The sequence below is a fragment of the Oceanisphaera sp. genome (assembly GCF_052084945.1).
GTDB lineage: Bacteria > Pseudomonadota > Gammaproteobacteria > Enterobacterales > Aeromonadaceae > Oceanimonas.
Genome location: NZ_JBQDEX010000005.1, coordinates 32,234 through 42,514, shown reverse-complemented (window position 1 = coordinate 42,514; position 10,281 = coordinate 32,234). Strand labels below are relative to the sequence as shown.

The following is a 10,281-nucleotide window of genomic DNA, read 5'->3' as shown; positions in this document are numbered from 1 at the left end:
CGATTTTCTATTGACGGATGCGTCGAAAAAATGGAATCGCCTTTATTGAAGATATAGGCGGCAGCACGGTACTTTTCGGTATAGATCTCATCTTTTAATCTGCTTGCTGGATCATGACGCTTATGATCGCCCGCGATCTTTTGTAGTGCAGAGATCATGGCTTGATTGTCACCGGTAAGCTGTACCGAAGCGGCGTCGGCCATGTATTCACGGCTGCGAGATAAATATAAGTAGAGCACTTGGGTTATCAGCGGCAAGACAAAGTTTAATACCATAAGTAGCATTTTAGCTTTGTTGGCATTGCTATTTCTGCTGCGAGAAAACATAAATACATGCGCAAAAATATTGGTGAGCGTTAAGATGACATTCGCTAATATTCCCACATAAAGGGTGAGCTTAGAATCCCCGTGTAATATGTGCCCCACTTCATGGGCAATCACCGCCTGTACTTCACTGCGCGTGAGCTTTTCCAGTAACCCCGATGTCACGGCGACCAAGGCATTATCTTTACTCCAGCCCGCAGCAAACGCATTCATTTGCTCCGTTTCCATAATAAAAGTACGGGGCAGATAGCCGAGGTTAGCACTGATTGCCATTTCTTCGACCATATTCACCACTTGTCGCTCAATATCAGACAAGCGACTGTCTGGGTCTAACTCTCGATATTGAGAGCCAGATAACATCATTTTGTGCCCAAACTTATTAATAATGAAAACACCGACTAAGGTGCACGCCAAAATACCTAAGGTAAAATAAGGAATAGCCGAAAAGCTCAAGTACAGCTGCATATCATGCGCCAGCCCGGCATTCGATAAGGGACGAATCGCAATATCAGCCAGCAAGCCCACTAGCAGCATAATGGCAATGTAGCTCAACACCACCAACTTGGTCTTTCGGTTGTTAACCGTTATTGACTCTCTAAAATCCATAGTGTTTCACTTTTCAATCAAAGATAAAAAAGCCCCACACGGGGGCTGCTGATTAAAACTGAACTCGACGTGCTTCTTCGGTTTTTATGGTCGTTTCATCTAACGACCAATATTCAAACTCTTGATTTAAATCCGAAAAAATATTAACCACCATAATATTAGGAAAACTCTTTTTCGTGACCTGATAGCGCTCAATGGCATTGTTATAGGCCTTTTTGGCAAAGGTTAATTTGTTCTCGGTCGAGACAATTTCCTCTTGCAGTTGCATCATATTACGGTCTGACTTTAACTCAGGGTAGCTTTCTACTGCGATATTAATAGCGCCACTGCTCACCATGTTAGACAACTCGCCTTCTGCCTTTTTTATCGCCTCTGGCGAGGCATTGGGGTCAATTGTTTGTGCCCGCAAGGCAGTGACTTTGGTAAAAACCTCACTTTCATGTTCCAAAAAACGATTAACGGTTGAAATTAAGCTATCAAACACCTTGCCCCGTCTATCTAGCTGTACAGAAATTTCTTTTTCTGAATTTAGCACCGCCTCAATCAAGGCCACCAGTTTGTTATAAACCGTGACCGCCCAAAATAAAATCACCAGTGCAATAGCTAAAAATATATATTCCATACACCCTCTGCGTATAACGCTTTAATGGTACCTGCAATAAGGTTAACTTGATTATAACAAACACACCAAACAATGGATCAGTATTAAAGAGCAACAGCCCCCTTCACACCCCAGCAAGCTGCCCCATACCGGACTATTCATGGCACTCGGGTATCATCTACTGAGCCCCCATGGATGGGTTGATTGCGTGTCGATAAAGCAAATAAAAAGAGCAGCTAGGCTGCTCTTTTAGATTTAGACTGTGATACTTGCCGACTAGAGCGCTTTAAGAATACGATCCACGCTGTCTTTCGCATCACCAAACAACATAGTGCTGTTATCACGAAAGAACAGTGGATTTTGCACCCCAGCATACCCAGGGCTCATAGAGCGCTTAAACACCACCACTTGCTGGGCTTTCCAGACTTCCAAAACCGGCATGCCGGCAATAGGGCTGGCAGGATCTTCCGCCGCCGACGGGTTAACCGTATCGTTGGCGCCAATCACCAAAACGGTATCGGTGTCGCTGAAATCATCATTAATTTCATCCATTTCTAATACGATATCGTAAGGCACTTTTGCCTCCGCCAGCAGCACATTCATGTGTCCGGGCAAGCGACCAGCAACGGGGTGAATACCAAAGCGTACCGTCACCCCCGCTGCTTGCAACTTAGACACTAACTCGGCCACCGGATATTGCGCCTGTGCCACCGCCATGCCGTAGCCTGGGGTAATAATCACCGAGCTTGAGCCCTTCAACATATCCGCCACATCGTCGGCACTCACTTCAACATGATCACCCTGATCTTCATCACCGTTTTGGCTTGCTGTTTCATCAGCACCAAAGCCACCGGCAATAACAGAGACAAAAGAGCGGTTCATCGCCTTACACATAATGTACGATAAAATAGCACCACTTGAACCGACTAAAGCACCGGTCACAATCAGCAAGTCGTTAGACAACATGAAGCCTGCGGCGGCGGCAGCCCAACCCGAATACGAGTTCAGCATAGAGATCACCACCGGCATGTCGGCACCGCCAATACTGGCCACCAAATGCCAACCAAACGCCAGCGCGATCACCGCCATCACCAATAGCGCAAAGGTCGAGCCTTCTACCTGTACAAACCAGATCAGTAATAGCAAAGACACCACCACCGCCAGCAAGTTGAGCTTATGGCGATGGGGCAGTTGCAGAGCCTTAGAGGAGATAGTTCCGCGCAATTTGCCAAAGGCCACAATGGAGCCAGTAAAGGTCACAGCCCCAATAAACACCCCCAAGAACACCTCGGTATTGTGAATATTGAGCATGGCACCACTTAGTGGTTCATGATCAAGATAGGTATTAAAGCCAACAAACACCGCCGCTAAGCCCACAAAACTGTGCAGGATGGCAATGAGCTCAGGCATTTCGGTCATTTCGACTTTTAATGCAAAACGGATCCCAATGGCCGCGCCTATGGCCATGGCAAGTATGATCCACCCCACGCCCGTTACCTCAGGGTTAAAAATAGTGGCCAGCAAAGCAATGGCCATGCCCGCCACCCCATACCAGTTACCGGCTTTTGCCGACTCCTGCTTGGATAAACCGCCTAAGCTTAAAATAAACAGCACGGCGGCCACAATATAAGACGCAGTTACCAGTCCTTGTGACATAAATTAGCCCTTCCTAAACATTTTAAGCATGCGATGTGTCACGGTAAAACCGCCAAACACGTTAATAGAGGCAATCAAAATGGCAATAAATGCCAAAAAGCTCACAAAACCCCCATTGCCCACTTGTGATAAAGCCCCCACCACAATAATCCCTGAGATGGCGTTCGTGACCGACATCAGTGGGGTATGCAAGGAGTGCGACACATTCCACACCACGTAATAGCCCACTATGCAGGCCAGCACAAACACGGTGAAATGGGATAAAAACTCCGCCGGCGCCACCGCCGATAACCAAGCAAACAGCAAGACACCGACACCGCCCACATAATACTTCAGCTTACTGGGAGCCTTAGGCTCAGGGGCAGCAGAAGGCGTTGCACTGGCTGGCGCTTTAGGGGCGGCAGAGACACTAATGGCCGGCGGCGGAAAGGTCAGCTCCCCTGCTTTAACCACCGTCATATTGCGCAGCACCACATCATCGAAATCAAGGTGAATATTGCCGTCTTTTTCTTTGCACAATAACTTGGCCAAGTTCACCAAGTTGGTGGCATAAAGCGTAGAAGACTGGGTAGGTAGGCGACCATTAAGGTCGGTATAGCCGATAATTTTTACGCCATTATCGCTCACAAACAATTCACCGGGCTGGGTCAGCTCACAGTTACCGCCATTTTGTGCCGCTAAATCCACAATCACAGAGCCGGGCTGCATGGCAGCGACCATATCGGCGGTAATCAGCTTAGGGGCCGGGCGCCCAGGAATAAGAGCGGTGGTAATAATAATATCGACTTCTTTGGCTTGCTGCATAAACAGCGCCATTTCGGCATCAATAAAGGCCTGACTCATTTCTTTGGCGTAGCCATCGCTTGAGTCAGCTTCTTCTTCATAATCTAGCTCTAAAAACTCCCCGCCCATGGAGTTAATTTGCTCTTTTACCTCGGGGCGAGTATCAAAGGCACGCACTATGGCACCCAAAGAGCCGGCAGCGCCAATGGCCGACAACCCAGCAACACCGGCCCCAATCACCAACACCTTAGCTGGGGGCACTTTACCTGCGGCGGTAATTTGCCCCGTAAAGAAGCGACCAAATTCGTGGGCGGCTTCAACCACGGCGCGATAACCGGCAATGTTGGCCATAGACGACAATGCGTCCAACGACTGCGCCCGCGAAATGCGCGGCACCATGTCCATGGCCAGCACGGTCACGCCTTTATCTTTAAGTTGGTCGACTAATTCGGGGTTTTGCGCCGGCCAAATAAAGCTCACCAGCGTGGTGCCGGCTTGCAGCTTGGCAATTTCTTCACTGTTTGGCGCATTCACTTTATAAATAATGGCCGCTTGCCACACAGTTTCGGCATCCACTATGGTCGCACCGGCCGCTTCATAGGCACTATCATCAAAGCTGGCTTGGCTGCCTGCGCCCTGCTCGATGCACACCTCAAACCCCAGTTTGCGCAGCTGCTCTACCGACTTAGGCGCCGCAGCCACCCGCGTCTCACCGCTCAGGGTTTCCTTTGGAATTGCAATTAACATAATACATCCCTAATTAATGTTGATATTGCCGCCAAGACGATTGTTCATCTAGCGCTAAACAAGCTGTCCCCTTTTTGTGCAGCAGTCATATATTGATCAACTTATGTTGGTATGTGTGTAAAAAGGCCGATTTATGGTCGTTTTTAACACTCATAACCACAATATCACTGATTGATGTACAAGATAGGTACGTTTTAGCGGTCGCGATCACAAAGGTGATAACCGTGCTGTATATATAGCGCGAAGCTATTGCTCCGTTATTTTATAAACACATACCAGTAGGCAAACAACAAGTTAAAGCCAGCAAAAAACAAAATACCGGCCCAACTTAAGACTCTCATACCTCGGCCTAAACGGTATTGCTGTGGTACTTGAGGCAATGTCATTAACCGGTAATTCAACCAAGAAAATACCAAGGCACTGATAAAGGCAGAGATCATGGCCAGCTCTAACATCGCCAACAAAGCGCCTTTAAAAAACATAATAATAAAGGCACTGATAATGCCCATCGCTATCATCAAAGGATAGGTATAACGGCTGCCGGTGCCGGTTGGGCCGCTGCCCTGAGCTTGCTTAAATTGCACAAAACATTCACTTAAGGCGCGGCTATAGCCATCCAATACGGTTACAGTGGTAGAAAACATACATAAAAAAGCAATTAGTGCGATCAACCAACGGCTCCATTCGCCAATCACACTGGCATATACATTTACTAACTGATGAGCAAAAGCAATGCCCGAAGTAGCAAGGCTAGTACCACTGCCGTGTAATACCAAGGCACCTAAAGCGACAAATGCCAATGCTAACAAGGTAGAGGTAATATAGCCGACATTAAAGTCCACTAAGGCGTCTTTGTAATCGAGACGTTGGTTAAGTGATTTTTTCTGGCGTAACCAGACGCTATTCCAAGTAGACAGCTCAATGGGGGCCGGCATCCACCCCATTAATGCCACTAAAAAGCCCACCGATGCCATATCCCATGGGCTGGGAGAAATAAAATCAGGAGGCGCCACACCGCCTTTATTGAGTGCGATACACACCGCCGCTATAGTCGCTACGGCCAACCCCACAATCACCCATTTGGCCACTTTATCGAGTGTCTTATAATGGCCGGTAATCAAAAATACCAATGCGCCCACCAGCACTATCATGCTCAGCTGAGTCACCGTTAGGCTATCACCGATAAATAACCCTAAAATGCTGCCACATAGCATAGCAACCCCAGCAGTGCTGATTACTGAGGCCACTATATTGAGTGCGGTAAATAAATAAAGATAGCCACGGCCAATACGATCATAGCCTTGAATAAGAGTCTCTTCTGCCGCCATGGTGTAACGAGCACCAATTTGGAAAAATGGATATTTCAGCAAATTGACTAATAAAATAAGCCCCACCAACTGCCAACCATAAATAGCGCCAGCCTGCGTAGAGGCCACAAGATGTGAACCACCAATTGCCGCAGCCGCGCCTAAAATTCCGGGGCCCAACACTTGCATATAGTGACTTATGCTACGGGAATCATCTTTTGCCGCATTCATTAACTCTGCCATTGTTATATCTTGCCTATTCACTTTGTTTTTTATATTAAAGATAAAGTAAAAGGCCACAGAGAAACCAATAAATCAACTGCCTTTCTGCTTGACCAACAACCTCGCACAGCATACAACACCACAAAATAATAATTAGATAGCATTTAAACCTAACAGTTAACACCACACCAAAAATATCTGCCACTGCATAAACAAATTCCTTATATAACACGGTATTGATTATTTATTTTTATTCACTATTCATCCCCCATGGCGGTGCCTGCTAGCCACAAACCTGCGATGGGTTGATTGCCTTGTAAGGTAAAAGGAACCGACTCTTTACGCCCTGCATTGATCATCTGTAACGCTAAGTGCAAATGAGGGCCCGAGCTATAACCGGTATTACCCGATGCAGCCACCCTTTGCCCCACCTTAACTCGCTCGCCTTTGCGCACCTGTAGTGAACCCGTTTGTAAATGCGCATACAACGTCATAGTGCCATCAGCATGTCGCACCCTTAGATGATTCGCCTTACCCCGATATTGTGGCGCTAATCCACCCCCCACATAGCGATCAACGGCCGCCATCACTACACCAGCCCGAGTCGCATACAAAGGCGTACCAACCGGCAAAGCAATATCTAATGCATAGCGATTTGAGAGTTTATTATGACTAAAATCACCATTAAAGCCTTGGGCAATACGATAACGCCCTAATACAGGTGACGCTAAGTTGGGATGTTCAGAAAAATAGGAGGTGGCAGTATTTTTCTGAACAAAGCTCTCAGGAAGCCTGATCAAACGGGCATCAAGCTGAGCCTCTGCGTGCAGCACCTCGGGCTCTAGCTGGTAATCAAAATGGTAATTATAGTCCCAGTCTCCTACTGTCTTGGCTGACAGCTTACCAATAAACTGCTCTTGGTTTGCAGGAATGAGCAGCGCCTGCAAGAGTGGGGAGGGAATAACTAGATTACGTTGTTGCGAAAAGCGTAAGTTCAGCGTTACAGCATGGGTGAAGCGATTTAACACAAACAGATAATCACCTTCTGCTTTTTTAACGACTCGCACCAAAACACCATCACGGTGGAGACGGTGCTCTTGGCTATTAATTGGTAAACGTTTGACGGCGTAGGCTTGATTATCGGTATAGTGCACCATGCCAAGTGTATCGAGATAACGATATACATCGGCCTGAGCGAGCGGCGGCCACAGCAGTAAGTAAGTTAATAGTGTCTGACCAAGCTTTATACGTAACGGGGCTATCCATAGTGCTCTCATGTTTCGTCCTTGAAAAGAGAGTGTGCCTGTTAGTATAGGAAACGTTTGGCTATTTTTTTAATGTTAATGCCATTAATACCGCATCTTCACTGCCAGAGTGGGTTTGATAATAGTGCCGTCGACGGCCATTTTCTTGGTAACCACAGGCGGCATACAGCGCCTGTGCCGCAATATTAGAGTCTCTGACTTCAAGCCAGCATTGGCTCACACCACGCTGTTCACACTGGTGCATATACAGTGTTATTAGCTGTCGACCCAAGCCCTGCCCTTGCCATTGTGGTGCTACACAGATATTCATCAGTGTACTTTCATCCAGCACACAATCAGCAATAAAATAGCCCACTAACTGCTCACCCTCTTGCGGTGCCGTTGAATTCACTGCCTGCCATAACGAGCCAGTAAAGTAGCGCTCACCAAAGCTATCAGCCAGCAGCTTACGGCTCCAAGGATGAACATGGGCGGCATGTTCAACCATTAACATAGCGTCTAGATCATTAACGCTTAATGGGCGAAATAAAGGCGACATAAGGTACTCCACAATGCTTTTTTATCAGAAGCAGCTAATGGTAGGCTTGCATGCCAACTAAAAGATTCCACACTGCACGTTAAGTTAAACCCCAATAAAATAGGAGCACTAGGTTGCTCTGCTGCCAACCAGGCTGCTTCATCTATTACCTGCAGTTGGGTGTCAGAGAGCGAGAGCCCACGCATAATGTCGCTTGAGAATGAGGCTGGCAATATTCTACCTTGGCCAAGCACCACTAATATATCAGCAGCGGGCACACTCGGCAGTGGAGCAAGAGGTAATCGTTCGGGGTGGGCGCATTGCCAGGCAGGTAATGCTAATAACTGCCAGAGTTTAGCTTGGTGTGGCGTCATTTTTGATACTCCATAACGCAAAAAGCCAGCTGTTAGGCTGGCTTTTGCAAGAAGTTGGCAGGGGTGGAGGGACTCGAACCCCCAACCGTCGGTTTTGGAGACCGCCGTTCTACCAATTGGAACTACACCCCTGCAATACGAGGTGAATTATAGAGAAATTCGTTTAAAGGTAAAGAGCTATTTTTAATTAATAAGATCGTTCGCTGATATTTTCACCATATTCATCAGATATTTTGCTTATAGCAGACATTTCTTTATAATTGGTCAGATTCGCACGCGCTCGGAGTGACTAATAAATGTACATTACTGTGATAAAGCAGTCTGTATTATTACGAATCGCCCCTCTAGGTGGCGGTCAAGGCACTCGCGTTGGCAATCTATTCATTCTAAAAGCCCCGTTATGGGGCTTTTTTGTGGCTCCAACCTTATACCTGCAAGAGCGTTGCTGATGGCAAATCCCCTATATCAAAAGCATATTATTTCTATCTCTGACTTCACGCGTCCCGAGCTTGAGCTCATTATAGATACCGCTGTAAAGCTAAAAGCTCAGCCTCACCCCGATGTATTGCTCAGCCAAGTGGTGGCCAGCTGCTTTTTTGAAGCCTCTACTCGTACTCGCTTATCCTTTGAAACCGCCATTCAGCGGCTAGGGGGCTCGGTGATCGGCTTTTCTGATAGTACCAGTACCTCACTTGCCAAAAAAGGCGAAACCTTAGCCGACTCAGTCAAAGTGATCAGCTCTTATTGTGACGCCTTTGTAATGCGCCACCCCCAAGAAGGTGCCGCCCGCTTAGCGGCTGAGTTTTCGTCGGTGCCGGTCATTAATGCCGGTGATGGCTCTAACCAGCACCCGACCCAGACCCTGCTCGACTTATTTACTATTTATGAAACCCAAGGCACTTTACAAGGTTTAACTATCGCCTTTGTGGGCGATCTTAAATATGGACGCACCGTGCATTCCCTTACTCAAGCGTTAAGCTTGTTTGGCTGTAAGTTCTATTTTGTGGCTCCTCAAGCACTAGCTATGCCCGAGTATTTGTGTGATGAGCTCAGAGAAAAAGGCCTTAACTTTGAATTTCGTGACAGCATAGAAGAAGTTATGGATGAGGTGGATATTCTGTATATGACCCGCGTGCAAAAAGAGCGCTTTGATGAAACAGAATACGTACATGTGGCCTCCAAGTATGTACTCACGCCCGAGGTGTTAGAAGGCGCTAAGGATAGTTTAAAGATTTTACATCCGCTGCCCCGCATTGATGAAATTTCACCTGAAGTAGACGACACCCCTTATGCTTACTACTTTGAACAGGCAGAAAATGGCGTCTATGCCCGCCAAGCGTTACTTGCCTTAGTACTCAATAAAAGCCTGTGAGAGACATTCTGATGCATAAAAGCCAATTACAAGTTGAAGCCATTCATAGTGGCACCGTCATCGACCATATTCCTGCGGGTCAGGGCATTAAAATTTTACAGTTATTTAGACTGGTACAAACCAAAGAAAAAATTACTGTTGGTCTTAACCTACCTTCTCAAGCGCAAGGCGCTAAAGACATTATTAAGGTAGAGAATACCCGTTTGTCTGCAGATCAAGCGAATCAATTAGCCTTGTTTGCGCCTAATGCCACCGTTAATATTATTGAAGACTTTGAGGTGGTCGAAAAGCTACAACTAGAGTTGCCAGAGCAAGTAGAAGATGTATTTTCTTGCCCTAACTCTAACTGCATTAGCCACAATGAGCCGGTGAACAGTAAGTTTAAAGTGCGAGCAGTAAAAGATCAGGTACGGTTTCGCTGTAACTATTGTGAAAAGTCCTTCCATCAAGACTTTATGACCTTTTAAAGAACAGCATTAAGCCGTCATGCATAGGGCACACCTCCTCC

The 10,281-nt window shown here is 46.9% G+C and carries 10 protein-coding genes and 1 tRNA gene; 2 read left to right on the top strand and 9 right to left on the bottom strand.

The window, feature by feature from the left end:
- The 9 genes from htpX to ACTHY5_RS01180 all read right to left on the bottom strand — a co-directional run.
- A partial coding sequence (htpX, locus tag ACTHY5_RS01220; protein ID WP_441875219.1) for a zinc metalloprotease HtpX occupies positions 1-929 on the bottom strand: 929 nt, incomplete at its 3' end.
- A gap of 52 nt (positions 930-981) precedes the next feature.
- Positions 982-1,551, bottom strand: a complete 570-nt coding sequence (locus tag ACTHY5_RS01215) for a LemA family protein (protein WP_441875216.1) — start codon at positions 1,549-1,551, stop codon at positions 982-984.
- Positions 1,552-1,806: 255 nt separating this feature from the next.
- Positions 1,807-3,186 carry a Re/Si-specific NAD(P)(+) transhydrogenase subunit beta gene (pntB, locus tag ACTHY5_RS01210; protein WP_441875213.1) on the bottom strand — a complete coding sequence of 460 codons (1,380 nt, stop codon included), beginning with the start codon at positions 3,184-3,186 and terminating at the stop codon, positions 1,807-1,809.
- Between the two features lie 3 nt (positions 3,187-3,189).
- Positions 3,190-4,716: a Re/Si-specific NAD(P)(+) transhydrogenase subunit alpha gene (locus tag ACTHY5_RS01205; protein WP_441875210.1), complete on the bottom strand. Its 1,527-nt coding sequence runs from the start codon at positions 4,714-4,716 to the stop codon at positions 3,190-3,192.
- Between the two features lie 257 nt (positions 4,717-4,973).
- The gene (locus ACTHY5_RS01200; protein WP_441875207.1) at positions 4,974-6,266 is read right to left on the bottom strand and encodes an NRAMP family divalent metal transporter; all 1,293 of its coding nucleotides are present in this window, start codon (positions 6,264-6,266) and stop codon (positions 4,974-4,976) included.
- A 236-nt stretch (positions 6,267-6,502) separates the two neighbouring features.
- A complete protein-coding gene (locus ACTHY5_RS01195) occupies positions 6,503-7,522 on the bottom strand; it encodes a peptidoglycan DD-metalloendopeptidase family protein (protein ID WP_441875204.1) in 1,020 nt (339 codons plus the stop codon).
- Positions 7,523-7,571: 49 nt separating this feature from the next.
- Positions 7,572-8,048, bottom strand: coding sequence for a ribosomal protein S18-alanine N-acetyltransferase (rimI, locus tag ACTHY5_RS01190; RefSeq protein WP_441875201.1), 477 nt, complete (start codon positions 8,046-8,048; stop codon positions 7,572-7,574).
- On the bottom strand, positions 8,024-8,401 hold the full coding sequence (locus tag ACTHY5_RS01185; protein ID WP_441875198.1) for a hypothetical protein: 378 nt from the start codon (positions 8,399-8,401) through the stop codon (positions 8,024-8,026). The genes rimI and ACTHY5_RS01185 overlap by 25 nt, the downstream gene beginning before the upstream one ends.
- 55 nt (positions 8,402-8,456) lie before the next feature.
- Positions 8,457-8,533: transfer RNA gene (locus tag ACTHY5_RS01180), tRNA-Trp, on the bottom strand.
- 316 nt (positions 8,534-8,849) lie between these two features.
- Here ACTHY5_RS01180 and pyrB point away from each other — a divergent pair.
- Together pyrB and pyrI are read left to right on the top strand one after the other, a co-directional pair.
- Positions 8,850-9,773, top strand: a complete 924-nt coding sequence (gene pyrB, locus ACTHY5_RS01175; protein ID WP_441875195.1) for an aspartate carbamoyltransferase — start codon at positions 8,850-8,852, stop codon at positions 9,771-9,773.
- 8 nt (positions 9,774-9,781) lie between these two features.
- A complete protein-coding gene (gene pyrI, locus ACTHY5_RS01170; protein ID WP_441875231.1) occupies positions 9,782-10,240 on the top strand; it encodes an aspartate carbamoyltransferase regulatory subunit in 459 nt (152 codons plus the stop codon).
- The last annotated feature ends 41 nt before the right edge of the window (positions 10,241-10,281 follow it).

What these genes read in the sequence shown, in the direction of transcription:
- rimI (WP_441875201.1), bottom strand. Translation starts at nt 8,048, where the DNA reads ATGTCGCCTTTATTTCGCCCATTAAGCGTTAATGATCTAGACGCTATG.
- ACTHY5_RS01205 (WP_441875210.1), bottom strand. Translation starts at nt 4,716, where the DNA reads ATGTTAATTGCAATTCCAAAGGAAACCCTGAGCGGTGAGACGCGGGTG.
- ACTHY5_RS01185 (WP_441875198.1), bottom strand. Translation starts at nt 8,401, where the DNA reads ATGACGCCACACCAAGCTAAACTCTGGCAGTTATTAGCATTACCTGCC.
- pyrB (WP_441875195.1), top strand. Translation starts at nt 8,850, where the DNA reads ATGGCAAATCCCCTATATCAAAAGCATATTATTTCTATCTCTGACTTC.
- ACTHY5_RS01215 (WP_441875216.1), bottom strand. Translation starts at nt 1,551, where the DNA reads ATGGAATATATATTTTTAGCTATTGCACTGGTGATTTTATTTTGGGCG.
- ACTHY5_RS01195 (WP_441875204.1), bottom strand. Translation starts at nt 7,522, where the DNA reads ATGAGAGCACTATGGATAGCCCCGTTACGTATAAAGCTTGGTCAGACA.
- pntB (WP_441875213.1), bottom strand. Translation starts at nt 3,186, where the DNA reads ATGTCACAAGGACTGGTAACTGCGTCTTATATTGTGGCCGCCGTGCTG.
- ACTHY5_RS01200 (WP_441875207.1), bottom strand. Translation starts at nt 6,266, where the DNA reads ATGGCAGAGTTAATGAATGCGGCAAAAGATGATTCCCGTAGCATAAGT.